The sequence below is a fragment of the Enterobacter asburiae genome (assembly GCF_024599655.1).
GTDB lineage: Bacteria > Pseudomonadota > Gammaproteobacteria > Enterobacterales > Enterobacteriaceae > Enterobacter > Enterobacter asburiae_D.
This window is the reverse complement of the sequence record NZ_CP102247.1, coordinates 4,369,545-4,388,715: the sequence shown is the minus strand read 5'-3', so window position 1 is coordinate 4,388,715 and position 19,171 is coordinate 4,369,545. Positions and strand designations below refer to the sequence as shown.

Annotated in this window: 14 protein-coding genes; 6 read left to right on the top strand and 8 right to left on the bottom strand. The window is 57.6% G+C overall.

Annotated elements, in window-relative coordinates; genetic code table 11:
* Positions 1-30: 30 nt before the first annotated feature.
* The 6 genes from paeA to NQ230_RS20835 form a co-directional block, all read right to left on the bottom strand.
* On the bottom strand, positions 31-1,368 hold the full coding sequence (paeA, locus tag NQ230_RS20860; protein ID WP_032662457.1) for a polyamine export protein PaeA: 1,338 nt from the start codon (positions 1,366-1,368) through the stop codon (positions 31-33).
* A 196-nt stretch (positions 1,369-1,564) separates the two neighbouring features.
* A complete protein-coding gene (locus NQ230_RS20855; RefSeq protein ID WP_159515391.1) occupies positions 1,565-3,112 on the bottom strand; it encodes an MFS transporter in 1,548 nt (515 codons plus the stop codon).
* Between the two features lie 79 nt (positions 3,113-3,191).
* A complete protein-coding gene (locus tag NQ230_RS20850) occupies positions 3,192-4,214 on the bottom strand; it encodes a Gfo/Idh/MocA family protein (protein WP_257258950.1) in 1,023 nt (340 codons plus the stop codon).
* A gap of 12 nt (positions 4,215-4,226) precedes the next feature.
* Complete coding sequence (locus NQ230_RS20845; RefSeq protein WP_257258948.1) at positions 4,227-5,294, bottom strand: Gfo/Idh/MocA family protein; 1,068 nt, start codon at positions 5,292-5,294, stop codon at positions 4,227-4,229.
* Positions 5,295-5,305: 11 nt separating this feature from the next.
* Positions 5,306-6,475: a Gfo/Idh/MocA family protein gene (locus NQ230_RS20840; RefSeq protein ID WP_252033220.1), complete on the bottom strand. Its 1,170-nt coding sequence runs from the start codon at positions 6,473-6,475 to the stop codon at positions 5,306-5,308.
* A 16-nt stretch (positions 6,476-6,491) separates the two neighbouring features.
* Positions 6,492-7,643: a Gfo/Idh/MocA family protein gene (locus NQ230_RS20835; RefSeq protein WP_121424875.1), complete on the bottom strand. Its 1,152-nt coding sequence runs from the start codon at positions 7,641-7,643 to the stop codon at positions 6,492-6,494.
* A 192-nt stretch (positions 7,644-7,835) separates the two neighbouring features.
* Between NQ230_RS20835 and NQ230_RS20830 the strand changes: the two genes are divergently transcribed.
* Positions 7,836-8,894 (top strand): LacI family DNA-binding transcriptional regulator, encoded by a 1,059-nt coding sequence (locus NQ230_RS20830; protein WP_257258946.1) that lies wholly within the window; start codon positions 7,836-7,838, stop codon positions 8,892-8,894.
* On the opposite strand, the gene msrA is transcribed toward NQ230_RS20830, so the two are convergent.
* On the bottom strand, positions 8,895-9,536 hold the full coding sequence (gene msrA / locus NQ230_RS20825) for a peptide-methionine (S)-S-oxide reductase MsrA (RefSeq protein ID WP_029741954.1): 642 nt from the start codon (positions 9,534-9,536) through the stop codon (positions 8,895-8,897).
* A 224-nt stretch (positions 9,537-9,760) separates the two neighbouring features.
* Between msrA and tamA the strand changes: the two genes are divergently transcribed.
* Genes tamA through NQ230_RS20810 form a run of 3 tightly spaced genes read left to right on the top strand, consistent with a single transcriptional unit; the run spans position 9,761 to position 15,614 of the window.
* A complete protein-coding gene (gene tamA, locus NQ230_RS20820; RefSeq protein WP_121424877.1) occupies positions 9,761-11,494 on the top strand; it encodes an autotransporter assembly complex protein TamA in 1,734 nt (577 codons plus the stop codon).
* The gene (tamB, locus tag NQ230_RS20815; RefSeq protein ID WP_257258945.1) at positions 11,491-15,267 is read left to right on the top strand and encodes an autotransporter assembly complex protein TamB; all 3,777 of its coding nucleotides are present in this window, start codon (positions 11,491-11,493) and stop codon (positions 15,265-15,267) included. Before tamA ends, tamB begins: the two co-directional genes overlap by 4 nt.
* 2 nt (positions 15,268-15,269) lie before the next feature.
* Positions 15,270-15,614 (top strand): gamma-glutamylcyclotransferase family protein, encoded by a 345-nt coding sequence (locus NQ230_RS20810; protein ID WP_014830431.1) that lies wholly within the window; start codon positions 15,270-15,272, stop codon positions 15,612-15,614.
* 118 nt (positions 15,615-15,732) lie between these two features.
* Here NQ230_RS20810 and ppa read toward each other — a convergent pair whose 3' ends face one another.
* A complete protein-coding gene (ppa, locus tag NQ230_RS20805) occupies positions 15,733-16,263 on the bottom strand; it encodes an inorganic diphosphatase (protein ID WP_010427397.1) in 531 nt (176 codons plus the stop codon).
* A gap of 309 nt (positions 16,264-16,572) precedes the next feature.
* On the opposite strand from ppa, the gene ytfQ reads away from it, so the two are divergent.
* Positions 16,573-17,529, top strand: a complete 957-nt coding sequence (ytfQ, locus tag NQ230_RS20800; protein WP_014882271.1) for a galactofuranose ABC transporter substrate-binding protein YtfQ — start codon at positions 16,573-16,575, stop codon at positions 17,527-17,529.
* A 139-nt stretch (positions 17,530-17,668) separates the two neighbouring features.
* Entirely contained in the window at positions 17,669-19,171 is a 1,503-nt protein-coding gene (gene ytfR / locus NQ230_RS20795; RefSeq protein WP_121424879.1) for a galactofuranose ABC transporter, ATP-binding protein YtfR, read from the top strand.

Here is a 19,171-nt window from a genome sequence, read left to right as displayed (position 1 = left end):
GGAGCCGTTGATGTATGTGGGGCAGGTACTTTACGCGGAAACCTTCTCTTCCGCGTCCGGCAGCTTCGGCACCAGTACGGTCGGTTTGTTGTCGATGCGCGTCACCAGCAGCTGGTCGATGCGGTAGTTATCAATATCCACCACCTCAAACTTGTAGCCGGAGAACTTCACCGAGTCGGTACGTTTCGGGATTTTACGCAGCATAAACATCATAAAGCCGCCGATGGTCTCGTAGTTGCCGGACTGCGGGAACTCGTCGATATCCAGCACGCGCATCACGTCTTCAATCGGCGTGCCGCCATCAATCAGCCATGAATTATCGTCACGCTGAACAATCTGCTCTTCCAGCCCCTGGCCAACCAGGTCGCCCATCAGCGTGGTCATCACGTCGTTCAGGGTGATAATACCCACCACCAGCGCGTATTCGTTCATGATCACCGCGAAGTCTTCCCCGGCGGTTTTGAAACTTTCCAGCGCTTCTGAGAGCGTCAGAGTGTCCGGCACAATCAGGGTATTGCGGATCTGCACGCCGCTGTTGAGCGCCAGGCTCTGGTTTGCCAGCACGCGGTTCAGCAGGTCTTTGGAGTCGACGTAACCGATGATGTGGTCAATATCTTCATTACAGACCAGGAACTTAGAGTGCGGATGCTGCGCCACTTTGTTCTTCAGGCTCTGCTCATCTTCATGTAAATCGAACCAGATAATGTTCTCACGGCCCGTCATGGAAGAGGGCACGGTACGGGATTCCAGTTCGAATACGTTCTCAATCAGCTCGTGTTCCTGCTTGCGCAGCACCCCGGCCAGCGCGCCGGCTTCCACGACCGCATAAATGTCGTCAGACGTGATGTCGTCTTTACGCACCATCGGCAGCTTAAAGATGCGGAAAATGACGTTCGCCAGGCCGTTGAAGAACCACACCAGCGGACGAAACACGTACAGACAGAAGCGCATCGGGTTGATGATACGCAAAGCCACAGCTTCTGGCGCAATCATACCGATGCGTTTCGGGGTCAGGTCTGCAAAGAGGATGAACAGGCCGGTTACCAGCGAGAAGGAGAGGATAAAGCTCAGCTGTTCGGCCAGCTCAACGGACATGTACTTAACAAACAGACTATAAAACGCCGGGGAAAACGCCGCATCGCCCACGATACCGCCGAGAATGGCGACCGCGTTGAGGCCAATCTGCACCACGGTGAAGAACATGCCGGGGTTTTCCTGCATTTTCAGGATGCGGGTAGCATTGATGTTGCCTTCATCGGCAAGCAGCTTAAGTTTGATTTTACGGGAGGCGGCCAGCGAGATCTCAGATATCGAGAAAAATGCACTGACGGCAATAAGGCAAAGTATTACTAAAATACTGTTTAACATAGTTTATCCGGCTTCTCGCCAGATCCTCTGAAGGGGAGTTGATACCATTTGTGTGAAGACACATTGAACGTCAGCTCGTAGCGTTGAGCCGATTATTTCAGCGGGTAGTATAGCGTAAAGAGATGTAAATCTGCCAGAGGTCACATTTTGGGCAAAAAAAGGCCGGGCAGGCGGGGAGCCTGCCCGGCATATGTCGCTATTTGACGGTCGACAGCGGGACGTTACCCACTGCACGGCGCGTTGCATCGCCTCCCCACACCTGGTCATACTCGTAGCCCGTCAGTTGCTTGATTACCACGCGGGTCTTCTCGTCGCAGTCGCGATAATCGCCACCCAGCTTGCGGCGGGCAATTTCTTTGAGCAGCAGCTTGTGTGTCTCACGGGTCAGCTTGAATTTGTATGTCGTGAAGAAGCTGACCGCCAGCAGGGCTGCCGTGGCGAAGATCATCAGCCCGATAATGGCACCCAGCGCGCTTTCAGGCTGCGCACCGCTGCCCTTCACAAATCCGGACTCCTGCAGCACTAGGCCGATAATCATAATGGCAATCGCCACGGTGCTTTTGCGGGTCAGGACCATCACCCCGGCAAAAATCCCTTCGCGGCGCTGCTGCGTCACCATCTCATCGATATCCGGAATGAAGCTGTAAATGTTCCACGGAATATAATAGAGGCCCGCGCGGGCGGCGCCCAACAGGATAAAGACCGCCGAGAACAGCAGCGTCGGCACCTGCGTTTTGGTCAGGTAGACCGTAAACAGGAACGCCAGCACCAGGAGGATGCAGCCGTACGAGAGCCGCAGGGCGGCAGACGGCGTCATGTTCAGACGGTTCAATAGCAGCATAAACCCATAGGTACCCGGTACTGAGGCAAAGGCGGCAATACTCAGCCAGCCGGAAACCGCCGAGGCATCCTGGCTCAGGCAATACACGACGTAATAGGTAAAGACCGAGCCGAATACGTCCATCGCCGTGAATGAAAAGATGTAAATAATGATATGCAGGCGAAACGCGCGAATGCGGAAGGAGGAAAAGAGATCCAGCACCAGGTATTTCAGGTGATTGAGTATCCCGCTGCTGCGCTGGTTGTCCACTTTAAAATCGGACTCTTGATGCACATCCTTTGCTTCCCAGGTGGTGTACCAGGTAATAAATACCGCGATGCAGAACACGCAGGAAAATATCAGCCCGGTGAGGGTATAGGTAAACGGATTATCTTTTCCCGTGAACTGCATAATCACGCCGGGAACGGAAACCGCAAGAAAACCGCCCAGCTGAGAGCAGATCATACGCACGCCGGAGAGGCGGCTACGCTCTTCATAGCGGTTTGTCATCTCCGCCGCCAGCGTCTCCCAGGGCACCAGCACCATTGCCGACAGCAGCTCAATAGAGAGATAGGTCCCCAGGTAATACCAGTAGCCCATGTCCGTCAGCCACAGCAGGGCATACAAAAACATGAGCGGCGAGCTGAGTAATAAAAAGAAGCGGCGACGGCCAAATTTACGCCCGAGCCAGGTATCGCCGAAATTATCGGTGATATAGCCCATAATCGGGCTTAATAACGCATCAATCACGCGGGCAATGGCAAATATAGAGCCCGCTTCAATAACCGAGAGCCCGCAATAGGTGGTGTAAAAAAAGAGCAGCCAGGTGCCGATAATGGCGAAAGCCCCTCCGCCAAACAGATCGGTTACGCCGTAGCCAAGCGCCACGCCGTAACCTACTCTACGTTCAGTAGGTTTGACCATAATAATATCCAGTGTAGGGTAATGATTAACCTGTTTTTCAGGTCGTTTTTTTATTCAAATCTGGACGACACATTACGTTCTACTTATTGATTTCTATCCATTGTCTTAACTGAGATGAGCGATAAATAGCCTCCACAAGGGTGAGTGATTTCCCGGCTTCGCGGATGTCGGTGTAATTCGCGTCTCCGGAATGAGAAATGGCATGATAAAAACGGCGGATCGCCTGCTCATGCCCCAGCCCCCAGTAGCTTTTGACCGAGCCGTCAGGGGAGTTATCGCTGGCTAGCCTGAGGCGCTCGCCGGGAGTAATGCGCCAGAGCACGTTGTCACTCAGCAGCAGAGAGCCCCGTTCGCAGTGGATTTCAAGCCAGAGGGGGGAGTCCGCGGTATTGCAGTTGCTGGCATAAAACAGGCCGCGCGCGCCGTTGGCAAAATGCAGCGTTGCCATCGCGCTGTCTTCCCCCTCGGTCACGTCCGCCAGCTCGCCGCGGTCCACCACGCCTTTCACCCGCGTCACGCCGCCAGCGAACCACTGCATCAGGTCGAGGGTATGGATGGCCTGGTTGATCAGCAGGCTGCCGCCTTCCGTTGCCAGCCGCCCGCGCCACGGGCTTTCGGTGTAGTACGCGCCCGAGCGTGACCACGTCAGCACCGCTTTGATGCTGAGCATTTTCCCCAGCTCGCCGTCGTCCAGCGCCTGGAGAATGCCCTGGCTGGTGGGGTTGAGCCGGTTCTGATAGCACACGCCGAGCAGCCCCGGCGCCTGCTCTGCGGCGCGGGTGATCTCCACGAGCTCGCTGCTGTTCATCCCCACCGGTTTTTCGCAGAAAACATGCTTCCCGGCGGCGAGCGCCGCCAGGATCATGGTTTTATGCTCGAAATGCGGGGTGCAGATATGGACCACGTCGATGGCGTCATCCAGCAGCATTTCCCGGTAATCCTGATAAAAGCGACACTCATAGCCCATCGCCAGCTTCAGCCCTTTGACGCTGTCGATGTCTACCAGCGCGCGCAGCGCGACGTTGGGCATCTGGCGCAACGCGTTCACGTGGCAGCCGTGAATTGCTCCGGCACCGATAACCGCCGTGTTCAGGATCGTCATTATCGCCTCCCGTTATTCCGTCGCGTTCGCCAGCATCTGAGCCTTCACGCAGAGCTCCGCCGCTTTGAAGGCGTGCGCCTGCGTCATGGCGTTTTCGGTGCGGTGCAGACAGTCGAGGATCAGTTCGCCAAAGAACGGGAACCCGACCTCTCCGGCGACCGGATAACGGAATTCCCCCTCTTTATTGACGAGATACACCACGTCCTGCTCGCCGCGGGTGAGATCGACATATTTGCGGATTTCGATATAGCCTTCGGTGCCGAGCAGGGTCAGACGGCCATCACCCCAGGTTGAGAGTCCGTCCGGGGTGAACCAGTCGCAGCGGAAATAGCCGCTGGCGCCGTTTTCGCCTCTGAGCGTCGCGTCGCCGAAATCTTCAAATGCCGGATGCTGCGGATGGTTGAAATTGCGTGCCTGGCTGGCGACCACGCATGCCTCACTGTTGCCCGTGTAAAACAGAAATTGCTCGATCTGGTGGCTGCCGATATCGCACAGAATGCCGCCGAAGTAGCGACGATCGTAGAACCAGTCCGGGCGGCCCGTACCTTCCCGGTGCGGGCCGGTTCCCAGGGTTTGCACCACGCGACCAATCGCGCCCTGCTGCACCAGCTGTCCGGCAAACACCGCGCTCTCAACGTGCAGGCGTTCGCTGTAGTACACCGCGTATTTCCGCCCGGTTTTTTCCACCATCGCTTTGGCATCGGCCAGCTGTTCAAGGGTGGTGAGCGGCGCTTTATCCGTGAAGTAGTCCTTGCCTGCGGCCATGGCTTTCAGCCCCAGCGCGCAGCGCTCGGACGGGATGGCCGCACCCGCAACCAGCCGCACCTCGTCGTCGTTGAGGATCGCCTCCAGCGACTCAGCCACTTTTGCCTGCGGGTACTGCTGGATAAATTTATCCACTTTGGCCGGATCGGTGTCGTACACCCATTTCAGGGTGGCTCCGGCTTCTATCAGGCCGTTACTCATCCCGTAGATATGGCCGTGGTCGAGCGCGGCGGCGGCGAAGACGAATTCACCCTCGCGGACAACCGGCTGCGGTTTGCCCACCGGGGCGTAGTTCATTCCATCATGCTTGTTCATGGTGTCACTCCTTAATCCAGATCTTTGCCAAGGGGAATCGCACCCACTTCGCTGAAGTTGGCGACGCTTGCGGATTTTTCATAAAAACGGGGGGCCAGGGCGTTGGTCCCGCCGGTACGGTAAAACGGGTCATCGCGCTGAATCGGCAGCGAGACCACGCTGCGGGTAATGGCGGATTTATAGATCGCGGTAATCAGCTCCAGCGAGCGTTTGCCCTGCAGGCCATCCACTAACGGCGCGGTGCCGTGCTCGATGGCATAAAGCAGGTCATCGATCTGCCCGGTGTGCAGCGTCCACTCGAGCTTCGGCGTCTCCTGAAAAACGGCGTTGAGCTGCGCTTCTCGCGTCAGGTCGTTAGTCTCCTGCGGGAAGCCGTTATCGGCGCTGACGCTGGCAAAGGCCTGCCACGGCGCGGAGATGCGCGCCTTGTCGCCCTGAATGATAATTTTCTGATCTTCGCCGTGGTGCACGACCGAGGCGGTCAACTGCGTGAGCGCGCCGCTGGGGTATTTGAAGATCGCGGCGCTGAGGTCTTCCACCTCGGCGTTGTCGTGCGCCACGTTGGTCATCATCGCCACCACCTCGGACGGGAAGCCGAGCATCCACTGAATGGCGTCGATGTGGTGAACCGCGTGGTTTAGGGTGCAGCCGCCTCCCTCTTTTTCCCAGGTGCCGCGCCACCACAGGTCGTAGTAGCAGTGTCCGCGCCACCAGAACGAATCCACCTGCGCGTGGCAGACTTTTCCCGCGAGGCCGGAGTCGAGCGCGGCTTTCAGACGCCAGAAGGCATCGGTAAAGCGGTTCTGGGCAATGATGGCGAGCGTTTTACCGCTGGCCTTTTGTGCGGCGATCATCGCGTCGCACTCCTCCAGCGAGGCGGCCATCGGTTTTTCGCACAGTACGTGACAGCCGGCCTTGAGCGCGTCTATGCTGATTTCTGCGTGGACGTAGGGCGGCGTGCAGACGTCGACGATGTCGATATCCGGCTCTGAGGCCAGCATCTGCTGGTGGCTGTCATACACGCGTGCTTCCGTCAGGCCGTAGCGTGCTTTTTTCTCTTCCGCTTTTTCCGGGTAGATATCCACCAGCGCGACGATCCGGCAGCGCTGGCCAAACTGCAAATAGCCCTGAATATGGTTATGCGAGATATTCCCTGTTCCCACAATAGCGACATTTAACATCGATTCTTCTCCGGAGTTACCAGGTGCCGGAGGCATCCAGCGTGACGCTGGCTGTCTCTTTAGCCACTGAGGTGCTGATGCGCTGCTGAAGCAGGCGCAGATACTGTTTTTCGTTGAGCGGGAGTTCGACCCAGTCGTCCGTCCAGGTGGAGAGGTGCATGGCGTTGGAGAGCGTCAACCCGCGGATCCCTTCCAGGCCTGGCGCAATGAGCGGCTCACCGCGCAGGATGGCGGCACAGAAGTTGGCGGTAATGACGTGGTGTTCGCTGCATTCCGGGGCGACGGGAAGCGTGACCTCCCAGCATTCGGGTTCACCAAAACCGTTTTGCCAGCGGGCGTTGAAGGCAGTTTCAGACTCACGCAGCCGCCAGTAGCGCAGCTTGCCCTCTTCGACGACCACCTTGCCGCGATCGCCGACGATTTCCAGCCGGTTGGTGCCCGGCGTTTCCGCCACGGTGGTGATAAACACGCCCGTCGCGCCGCTGGCGTACTCGGCGTAGGCGGTGACCTCGTCTTCAACTTCGATTTGACGATGCTTGCCGAACTGGCAGAACGCGCGCAGGCGGACCGGCATGCCGACCAGCCACTGCCAGAGATCGAGCTGATGCGGGTCCTGGTTGAGCAGTACGCCGCCGCCTTCTCCTTTCCAGGTAGCGCGCCAGCCGCCGGAGTTGTAGTAGCTCTGCGAGCGATACCAGTTGGTGATGATCCAGTTGGAGCGGCGGATCTCACCCAGCTCGCCGCTGTCGATAAGATCTTTCACTTTCTGGTAGAGCGGATTCGGGCGCTGGTTGTACATGATGCCGAACACCACGTCGCACGCCTGGGCGCAGGCGTTCATCTCCTGCACCTGCGCCGTATACACGCCCGCTGGTTTTTCACACAGGGTATGGATGCCGTTGCGCATCGCCAGCATCGAAAGCCGTGGATGCTCGTAGTGCGGCGTGGCGATAATCACCGCGTCGATAAGCCCGCTCTGGAGCATCTCCTGCGCATCGCTGAATAACGGGAGGGTGCCGACCAGCTGGCGGATAGCGGGGTGCTTTTCCGGTGCATTATCGCAAACCGCCGCCAGGCAGGCGTCACTGACCGTACCCGCCAGTAAATAACGCGCATGGACCGTACCGATATTACCTATTCCAATAATGCCAAAACGTACCTTTTCCATGTCACACCTTAATTTCAGTTGAAATGAGTGATGACCGGAAAATAGGAAAGGGGAGCAGTAGCGACAATGTGTTTTTGTGAGAATACTCGCAAGGTGATTAAGTAATCTCCAGGCTTCCTGAAATTTAGTTTTAAAATCAACGGACTGTTTCTGCAAATATTTGCAAAAACTGAATGAGAGCGAGGTCACACTATGCCGGGCAGGTTGAAAATGGAGGAAATTGCGGCCCTGACGGGCTATTCCGTCAGCACGGTTTCGCGGGTATTAAGCGGCAAGTCTTATACCAGCGATAAAGCCAGAGAGGCGATTGTTCGCACCGCGCGAGAATTAGGGGTGCTGGAGTCAATGGCGAGCGGAAGACTACTAATTAACGGTATCGCTGTTTTTGCGCCGGAAAGAACCTTTCAGGGACGCGGGGATATTTTTTATCTGGAAGTGACGAAAGGGATCGCTGAAGCCTGCTCGCGGCACAACGTGTGGGTCAGCTGCTGTGGTTTAGAAGAGCAGCACGCCGATGTGAAAGTCTTTATGGAAAAGGCCAGTCATAAGAATATCAACGCGATAATTATTATTGGGACTGATGATTCCACCATATTTAAACTGGCGAGCACGCTGAATAAGCCCTGCGTTTTGATTAATTCCGTCGATCGGGATCGGGTGCTGGATGCCGTGTCGCCCGATCACCGGGCGATTGGCTTTACCGCCATGCAGTACCTTTTTGAGCAGGGGCATCGCCGGGTGTTGACGCTCACCTGCCTGCGGCGGGATACGCTGTATGCGCGTCTGGACGGCATCAAAGAGGCGTACCGCCATTTTCATGTGGCTTTTGACCCGCAGCGCGATTTGCTCGTGACGGAGTGGTTTACCGCTGAAGAGGCCGAGCAGGCGCTGGATGCGTGGCTGTTGAGTCATGACCGTTCCCAGTGGCCGGAGGTCATTTTCCCGAACAGTACCAGCATGGTGGAAGGCGTGGTCAGAGCGTTAACGCGCCACGGGCTGCGTATTCCGGAAGATGTTTCGCTGATTACCACCGATTTTGCATGGAATTTAGCGCACCGTCTGGAAAAACCGGTCACGGGCGTCACGGTGCCCTGCCGGGAGCTGGGGATTGAGGCCGTTCATCTGCTGCAAACGCGGCTTAACCGGCCGCAGGCGCCGGTCTTTAACCTGCTGCTGCAGGGCAAAGTGATGGATTACGGTTCAGTCAGTAACGCCACGCGCCACGCGGCGCGCGTGGCGCTGGATCGGTAATCAGGCTAGCTGTGGCGGCAGGCATACGCCGATGCCCCCGATACCGCAGTAGCCGTACGGGTTTTTATGCAGATACTGCTGGTGGTCGTCCTCTGCATAGTAGAACGGTTTCGCGGTGGTGATTTCCGTCGTTACCTCGCGCGTATCGCCCGCTTCACGCATGGCCTGCTGGAAGCGCTCAAGGCTGGCGCGCGCGGCGGCGTCCTGCTCAGGCGTGAGCGGATAAATGGCCGAGCGGTACTGGGTGCCGTGATCGTTGCCCTGACGCATGCCCTGCGCCGGGTCGTGGTTTTCCCAGAAGACCTGCAGGAGCTGCTCGTAGCTAATCACCGCAGGGTCATAGACCACACGTACCGCTTCCGCATGCCCGGTTTCGCCGGAGCAGACTTCGCGATAGGTCGGATTCGGCGTGTAACCGCCCGTGTAGCCCGCCGCCGTGCTGTAAACGCCGGGCAGTTGCCAGAAGAGGCGCTCAACGCCCCAGAAACAGCCCATGGCGAACAGGGCGATTTCCATTCCCTCCGGCACGTTGGTCATGGAATGGTTATTGACGGCGTGTAAGGTCGCCACAGGCATAGGGGTGTTGCGTCCCGGTAATGCATCGGTTTGTGAAACCAGATGCTTTTTGTCGAATAAACTCACGATGGGGCCTCCCGGGGTGCGATGTTTCAGTTAAGGTTGTCACGAAGCGTTTAATTGAACACAATAAATGCGCTGAATGAGTCTAGATTTAATCATAAGAAATATTTGGGTGTTACACCCATTTTCAACCCGCGATTCGGGTTTTTGGCCAACAGGCCGTGTTTTGCCGCGGAGCGGCACTTCATTTGCTTCCAGGGTGGAAACAGGGATATTCAGGAGAAAACGTGACAAAAATCCGCCAGTTATGTTTGGTCAGTGTGTTGCTGACAAGCGGGATTGCCAGCGCGGCGAATGTCCGTTTGCAGGTTGAGGGGTTATCCGGGGCGCTGGAAAAAAACGTGCGTGCGCAGCTATCGACCATCCAGAGTGATGAGGTGACGCCGGACCGGCGTTTTCGCGCGCGCGTCGATGACGCCATCCGTGAAGGGCTGAAAGCGCTGGGGTATTACGAACCCACCATTGATTTCGATCTCCGTCCGCCGCCAAAGAAGGGGCGCCAGGTTCTTATTGCCCGCGTTTCGCCGGGTGAGCCGGTACTGATTGGCGGTACGAACGTCATCCTGCGCGGCGGGGCGCGTACCGACCGGGATTACCTGGATCTGCTCAGCACGCGTCCGAAAGTCGGTACCGTGCTTAACCACGGCGACTACGACCATTTCAAAAAAGAGCTGACGAGCGTTTCCCTGCGCAAGGGCTACTTCGACAGCCAGTTCAATAAAAGCCAGCTGGGCATTGCGCTGGATCGACGTCAGGCCTTCTGGGATATCGACTACGACAGCGGGGAACGCTACCGCTTTGGCGATGTGACGTTTGAAGGTTCGCAGATTCGTGAAGAGTACCTGCAAAACCTCGTGCCGTTTAAAAAAGGGGATTACTACCAGTCGAGGGACCTGGCGGAACTGAACCGTCGTCTTTCCGCTACCGGCTGGTTTAACTCCGTGGTTGTCGCACCGGAATTTGAGAAGTCTCGCAAAACCAAGGTGTTGCCGCTGCATGGCGTTGTCTCGCCGCGCACCGAGAACACCATTGAGACCGGTGTTGGCTACTCGACGGATGTCGGACCACGCGTGAAAACCTCGTGGAAAAAGCCGTGGATGAACTCGTACGGTCACAGCCTGACCACCAGCCTGAGCCTCTCTGCGCCCGAGCAGCAACTGGATTTCAGCTACAAAATGCCGCTGCTGAAAAATCCGCTTGAGCAATATTACCTTGTGCAGGGCGGTTTTAAGCGCACCGACTTGAACGATACCAAGCAGGACTCTACGACGCTTGCGGTCTCCCGCTTCTGGGATCTCTCCAGCGGCTGGCAGCGCGCCATTAACCTGCGCTGGAGCCTGGACCACTTTACCCAGGCCAACGTCACCAACACCACCATGCTGCTTTATCCGGGCGTGATGATCAGCCGCACCCGCTCGCGTGGGGGCCTGATGCCGACCTGGGGCGACTCGCAGCGCTACTCCATCGATTATTCCAACTCCGCCTGGGGCTCCGACGTGGACTTCTCCGTCCTGCAGGCGCAAAACGTCTGGATCCGCACGCTGTATGACAAACACCGCTTTGTGATGCGCGGCAATCTCGGCTGGATTGAAACGGGAGACTTCGAGCGCGTTCCGCCGGATCTGCGCTTCTTCGCCGGGGGCGACCGCAGCATTCGTGGGTATAAGTACAAATCGATCTCGCCTGAGAACGAAAAGGGCCAGCTAACCGGTGCGTCAAAACTGGCGACGGGATCGCTGGAGTATCAGTACAACGTCAGCGGAAAGTGGTGGGGTGCCATGTTTGTTGACGGCGGTGAAGCGGTGAACGATATCCGCCGCAGCGACTTTAAAACCGGCGCGGGCGTGGGCGTACGCTGGCAGTCACCCGTCGGGCCCATCAAGCTCGATTTCGCCGTGCCTGTCGGCGATAAAGAAGAACACGGATTACAGTTTTACATCGGTCTGGGGCCTGAATTATGAGTTTATGGAAGAAAATAAGCCTCGGGGTGCTGATTTTTATCGTGCTGCTGCTCGGTACGGTGGCGTTTCTGGTGGGAACGACGACCGGGCTGCATCTGCTGTTTAACGCTGCGAACCGCTGGGTGCCGGGGCTGGAGATTGGTCAGGTGACGGGCGGCTGGCGCGATCTGCGTCTGAAGAACATCCGCTACGAGCAGCCGGGCGTGGCGGTGAACGCCGGGGAGTTCCATCTCGCGGTGAAGCTGGGCTGCCTGCGTGACAGCAAGCTCTGCGTCAACGATCTGTCGCTTAAAGACGTCAACGTGGCGATAGATTCGAAAAAAATGCCGAAGTCTGCGCCGGTCGAGGAAGAGGACAGCGGCCCTCTGAATCTCTCCACGCCGTACCCGATCGCGCTCTATCGGGTGGCGCTGGATAACGTCAATATCAAAATCGACGACACCACCGTGTCCGTGATGGATTTCACCTCCGGCCTGCGCTGGCAGGAGAAAAACCTCACCCTGACGCCTACGTCCCTGCAGGGCTTGCTGATCGCGCTGCCGAAGGTGGCCGACGTGGCGCAGGAGGAGATCGTCGAGCCGAAGATCCAGAACCCGCAGCCGGAAGAGAAGCCGCTGGGCGAAACGCTGAAAGATCTCTTCTCGAAGCCTGTCCTGCCGGAAATGACCGACGTTCACCTGCCGCTGAACCTCAACATTGAGGAGTTCAAAGGCGAGCAGCTGCGCCTGACCGGCGATACCGATCTGACGGTCTACACAATGCTGCTGAAAGTCAGCAGCATTGACGGCAGCATGAAGCTCGACGCGCTGGATATCGACACCAATCAGGGCTCGGTGAATGCATCGGGGAATGCGCTGCTGCGCGACAGCTGGCCCGTGGATATTACGCTGAACAGCGCGCTAAACATCGATCCGCTGAAAGGCGAAAAGGTGAAGGTCAAAGTGGGCGGGGCGCTGCGCGAGAAGCTGGACGTCGGGGTCAATCTCTCCGGCCCGGTGGACATGGTCCTGCGCGCGCAAACGCAGCTGGCGGAAGCCGGGCTACCGCTCAATCTTGAGGTTGTCAGCAAGCAGCTTTCCTGGCCGTTCACCGGCGAAAAGCAGTTCCAGGCCGATGACCTGAAGCTAAAGCTGAGCGGCAAGATGACCGACTACACGCTTTCGTTCCGCACCGCGGTGAAGGGGCAGGGCGTACCGCCCGCGAACATCACGCTGGATGCGAAGGGCAACGAACAGCAGGTCAACCTCGACAAGCTGACCGTCGCGGCGCTGGAGGGCAAAACCGAGCTGACCGCGCTGCTCGACTGGCAGCAGGCGATCAGCTGGCGCGGCGAGCTGAAGCTGACGGGCATTAACACCGCCAAAGAGGTGCCGGACTGGCCGTCAAAACTGGATGGCCTGATCAAAACCCGCGGCAGCCTGTACGGCGGCACGTGGCAGATGGACGTGCCGGAAATTAAGCTCACCGGCAACGTGAAGCAGAACAAGGTTAACGTTGAAGGTTCGGTGAAAGGCAACAGCTATCTGCAGTGGGTTATCCCGGGTCTGCACGTGGCGTTGGGCCGCAACACGGCGGATATCAAAGGCGAGCTGGGGGTAAAAGATCTCAATCTTGACGCCACCATCGACGCGCCGAATCTGGATAACGCCCTGCCGGGTCTGGGCGGCACCGCGAAAGGGCTGGTGAAGGTGCGCGGCACGGTCGACGCGCCGCAGCTGCTGGCGGACATTACCGCCAATAACCTGCGCTGGCAGGAGCTGAGCGTGGCCCGCGTTCGCGTGGAAGGGGATGTGAAATCCACCGATCAGATCGGCGGTAACCTGAACCTGCGCGTGGAGCGCATTTCTCAGCCGGACGTGAACATTAACCTGGTCACCCTGGACGCCAAAGGGAACGAGAAGCAGCACGATCTCCAGCTGCGCGTGCAGGGCGAGCCGGTCTCCGGCCAGCTGCACCTGACCGGCAGCTTTGACCGCAAGGAAGAACGCTGGAAAGGAACGCTGGACAACACCCGCTTCAACACCCCGGTCGGGCCGCTGGCGCTGTCGCGCTCCATCGCGCTGGACTACCGCAACGCCGAGCAGAAGATCAGCATTGGGCCACACTGCTGGACCAACCCGAATGCGGAGCTGTGCGTGCCGCAGACCATTGATGCGGGTGCGGAAGGACGCGCGCAGATCAACCTCAACCGCTTCGATCTGGCGATGCTGAAGCCGTTTATGCCGGACACGACCCAGGCCAGCGGCGTCTTCAGCGGGAAGGCCGATGTGGCCTGGGACACCACCAAAGAGGGGCTGCCGCAGGGCAGCGTCACGCTGTCCGGGCGTAACGTGAAGGTGACGCAGGAGGTCAACGATGCGCCGCTTCCGGTAGCGTTCGACACCCTGAACCTGAGTGCTGACCTGCATAACAATCGCGCACAGCTGGGGTGGACAATCCGCCTGACCAACAACGGTCAGCTGGACGGGCAGGTCCAGATTACCGATCCGCAGGGACGGCGTAATCTGGGCGGCAACGTCAACATTCGTAACTTCAACCTGGCGATGGTGAACCCGATTTTCGCGCGCGGGGAAAAAGCAGAGGGCATGGTGAACGCTAACCTGCGCCTGGCCGGCAACGTGCAAAGCCCGCAGCTGTTCGGCCAGCTGCGCCTCAGCGGCGTGGATATCGACGGCAACTTCATGCCGTTCGATATGCAGCCCAGCCAGATTGCGATGAACTTCAACGGCATGAGCTCGACGCTGAGCGGCTCGGTGCTCACCCAGCAGGGGCAAATCAACCTGAGCGGCGACGCGGACTGGAGCCAGATCGATAACTGGCGCGCCCGCATCGCGGCGAAGGGGAGCCGGGTACGCATCACCGTACCGCCGATGGTGCGCCTGGACGTCTCGCCTGATGTGGTCTTTGAAGCCACGCCAAGCCTCTTCACGCTTGACGGACGCGTCGACGTACCGTGGGCGCGCATCGTGGTTCACGACGTGCCGGAAAGTGCGGTCGGCGTCTCAAGTGATGAAGTTATGCTCAATGAAAATCTGAAACCTGTCGAACAGAAGAGCGCTGGCATACCGATTAATAGTAACCTTATCGTGCACGTGGGGAATAACGTGCGGTTGGATGCGTTTGGGCTGAAGGCGAGGCTCACGGGCGACCTGAAGGTGGCGCAGGATAAACAAGGGCTTGGCCTGAACGGGCAGATCACTATCCCTCAAGGGCGTTTCCACGCCTATGGTCAGGATCTGATTGTGCGCAAAGGCGAGCTTTTATTCTCCGGTCCACCGGATCAGCCCCTGTTGAACATCGAAGCGATTCGTAACCCGGAAGCGACGGAAGACGACGTCATTGCTGGCGTTCGCGTCACCGGTTCTGCTGACGAGCCGAAGGCGGAGATCTTCTCTGACCCGGCGATGTCGCAGCAGGAAGCTCTCTCTTATCTGCTGCGTGGACAAGGTCTGAACAGCGGACAAAGCGACAGCGCGGCGATGACCTCGATGTTAGTGGGTCTGGGGGTTGCACAAAGTGGGCAGGTTGTGGGTAAAATCGGCGAGACGTTCGGCGTAAGCAATCTGGCGCTGGACACCGAGGGCGTGGGTGACTCCTCGCAGGTGGTGGTCAGCGGCTATGTGCTGCCGGGTCTGCAGGTAAAATATGGTGTGGGGATCTTTGACTCACTGGCAACACTCACGTTACGCTATCGCCTGATGCCTAAGCTATATCTGGAAGCAGTGTCCGGCGTAGACCAGGCACTTGATCTGCTCTATCAGTTTGAGTTTTAGCAATGCGAATATTTGTCTACGGCAGTTTACGAACCAAGCAAGGCAACAGTCACTGGATGACCAATGCCCTGCTGCTGGGGAATTACAATATCGAGAACTACCAGTTGTACAGCCTGGGCCACTATCCAGGCGCGGTTCCGGGCGAAGGAACAGTACAGGGTGAAGTCTATCGTATTGATAACGCGACGCTTGCCGAACTTGATGCCTTGCGCACCAGGGGCGGTGAATACGCACGCCAGTTGATCCAGACGCCGTACGGAAGTGCGTGGATGTATGTCTATCAGCGTCCGGTCGAAGGGTTAACGCGGATTGTAAGCGGTAACTGGTTAGACAGAGACCAGTACTGAAAAAAAACAACGCCACCGTGAGGTGGCGTTGTTTTTTTGCGCCTCTTGCCGGGTGGCGCTGCGCTCCAGCCACAAAAAAGCCCCGACTCGCGGGGCTTTTTTTGATCGGCAGTAAGAATTACTTCTTAGCAGCGCGTTCGAAAGAGGCGATGATTTCTGCTTTCGCCGCTTCTGCGTTGTCCCAGCCGTCAACTTTAACCCACTTGCCTTTTTCGAGGTCTTTGTAGTGCTCGAAGAAGTGAGTGATCTGCGCTTTCAGCAGCTCTGGCAGGTCGTTCACATCTTTGATGTGATCGTATTCTTTGCTCAGCTTGGTGTGCGGTACCGCAACCAGCTTCGCATCTTCACCGGATTCGTCGGTCATTTTCAGCACGCCAACTGGACGGCAGCGAATGACGGAGCCTGGCTCCAGTGGGTATGGCGTTGGGACCAGCACGTCAACCGGGTCACCGTCCAGAGACAGGGTGTGGTTGATGTAACCGTAGTTGCACGGATAGAACATCGCGGTAGACATGAAACGGTCTACGAACAGGGCGCCGCTCTCTTTGTCCACTTCGTATTTGATCGGATCTGCGTTAGCCGGGATTTCGATAACTACGTAGATGTCTTCTGGCAGTTCTTTACCCGCTGGGACGTTGAGTAAGCTCATGTCGGTGTCCTTTAAAATGGATGGTAAACAAGTGGCAGGTATTATAGCCAACTCGCGCTGAATGTCTCCGCCTGTTTTCGCTTTCTCTCCCAGCTTTCTCCACTTTTCAGACCGATTCCATGACAGGAAAATCCATAAACTCAGCCGCTTTTTTCATGGCGAAATGAAAGCGATTACAAACTTGTGATTAACGTTTTATTCACTTTTCTGAAGTGTGATGTAACGCAATTCGTTACATATTTCATGGGCTATAGTCATTCCGCAGAACATCTTTTAACCAACAATAACTCACCCTACGAGGACGTTCATATGTGGAAGCGCTTACTCCTGGTCACAGCAGTTTCGGCAGCCATGTCGTCTATGGCGATGGCCGCTCCCTTAACCGTAGGTTTTTCGCAAGTCGGCTCTGAATCTGGCTGGCGAGCGGCAGAAACCAACGTGGCGAAAAGCGAGGCTCAGAAACGCGGCATTACCCTGAAAATCGCCGATGGTCAGCAAAAACAAGAGAATCAGATCAAAGCCGTGCGCTCCTTTATCGCCCAGGGCGTGGATGCCATCTTTATTGCACCCGTCGTGGCGACCGGCTGGGAACCCGTCCTGAAGGAAGCGAAAGACGCTGAGATCCCGGTCTTCCTGCTCGACCGTTCCATCGACGTCAAAGACAAATCCCTCTATATGACCACCGTCACCGCCAACAACGTGCTTGAAGGGCAATTGATTGGCGACTGGCTGGTGAAGCAGGTTGACGGCAAGCCGTGTAACGTCGTTGAGCTGCAGGGCACCGTCGGCGCGAGCGTGGCCATCGACCGTAAAAAAGGCTTTGCTGAAGCCATCGCTAAAGCGCCAAACATCAAGATCATCCGCTCTCAGTCCGGCGACTTTACGCGTAGTAAAGGTAAAGAGGTCATGGAGAGCTTCATTAAGGCTGAAAACAACGGCAAGAACATCTGCATGGTTTACGCCCACAACGATGACATGGTGATCGGTGCGATTCAGGCGATTAAAGAAGCGGGCCTGAAGCCGGGCAAAGATATCCTCACCGGCTCTATCGACGGCGTGCCGGACATCTATAAAGCGATGATCGACGGCGAAGCCAACGCCAGCGTGGAGCTGACGCCAAACATGGCGGGCCCGGCATTCGACGCGCTGGAGAAATTCAAGAAAGACGGCACGATGCCTGAGAAGGTGACGGTCACCAAGTCCACGCTCTACCTGCCTGACACGGCGAAAGAAGAGTTAGAGAAGAAGAAAAATATGGGCTACTAAGACTCGCGCCCCTCACCCCTCACCCTAGCCCTCTCCCCGGAGGGGAGAGGGAAAAGGGCGGTTTGGGCAGAAATTTATAGACTGGCACGAATAGTCCCCTCTCCCCTCCGGGGAGAGGGTCAGGGTGAGGGGAGGACATATGAAAACTGAACAACACCAGGAAATCCTCCGCACAGAGGGCTTGAGTAAATTCTTTCCCGGCGTAAAGGCGCTGGATAGCGTTGATTTCAGCCTCCGGCGCGGTGAGATTATGGCGCTGCTGGGCGAGAACGGCGCGGGAAAATCGACGCTGATTAAATCCCTCACCGGCGTTTATCACGCCGATCGCGGCACCATCTGGCTGGAAGGCAACGCCATTTCGCCAAAAAATACCGCCCATGCCCAACAGCTGGGGATCGGGACGGTGTACCAGGAAGTGAACCTGCTGCCGAACATGTCGGTGGCGGATAACCTGTTTATTGGCCGTGAGCCACGCCGTTTTGGCCTGCTGCGCCGCAAAGAGATGGAAGCGCGGGCGACAAAGCTGATGGAATCGTACGGCTTCTCCCTCGACGTCCGCGAGCCGCTGAACCGCTTTTCCGTGGCGATGCAGCAGATCGTCGCCATTTGTCGCGCGATCGATCTCTCCGCGAAGGTCCTCATCCTCGACGAACCCACCGCCAGCCTCGATACCCAGGAAGTGGAGATGCTCTTTACCCTGATGCGCCAGCTGCGCGATCAGGGCGTCAGCCTGATCTTCGTTACCCACTTCCTCGATCAGGTTTATGAGGTAAGCGATCGCATTACGGTGCTGCGCAACGGCAGCTTTGTCGGCTGCCGCGAAACCCGCGAGCTGCCGCAGATTGAGCTGGTCAAAATGATGCTGGGCCGCGAGCTGGAAACCAACGCCCTCCAGCGCGCAGGGCGCACGCTGCTGAGCGAGAAACCGGTCGCCGCCTTCAGCGATTACGGCAAGAAAGGGGTGATTTCCCCGTTTAACCTGGAAGTCCGCCCGGGCGAAATTGTCGGCCTGGCGGGCCTGCTGGGATCCGGCCGGACCGAAACCGCTGAGGTGATCTTCGGGATCAAGCCAGCCGACAGCGGCAGCGCGCTGATCAAGGGCAAACCGCAAACCCTGCGATCGCCGCATCAGGCATCGTGTCTGGGCGTCGGCTTCTGCCCGGAAGACCGGAAAACGGACGGCATTATCGCCGCGGCCTCGGTGCGGGAAAATATCATTCTGGCGCTGCAGGCGCAGCGCGGCTGGTTAAGGCCTATCCCACGAAAAGAGCAAAACGCCATAGCCGAGCGCTTTATCCGCCAGCTCGGCATCCGCACGCCGAGCGCGGAACAGCCTATTGAATTTCTTTCCGGCGGTAACCAGCAGAAGGTTCTCCTCTCGCGCTGGCTGCTGACCAAACCCCAGTTCCTGATCCTCGACGAACCAACGCGCGGCATTGACGTGGGTGCGCACGCTGAAATTATTCGTCTGATCGAAACGCTGTGCGCGGACGGTCTGGCGCTGCTGGTCATTTCGTCCGAGCTGGAAGAGCTGGTGGGCTATGCCGATCGCGTCATCATCATGCGCGATCGCAAACAGGTGGCAGAGATCCCGCTGGATAAGCTGTCCGTTCCGGCAATCATGAATGCCATCGCGGCGTAA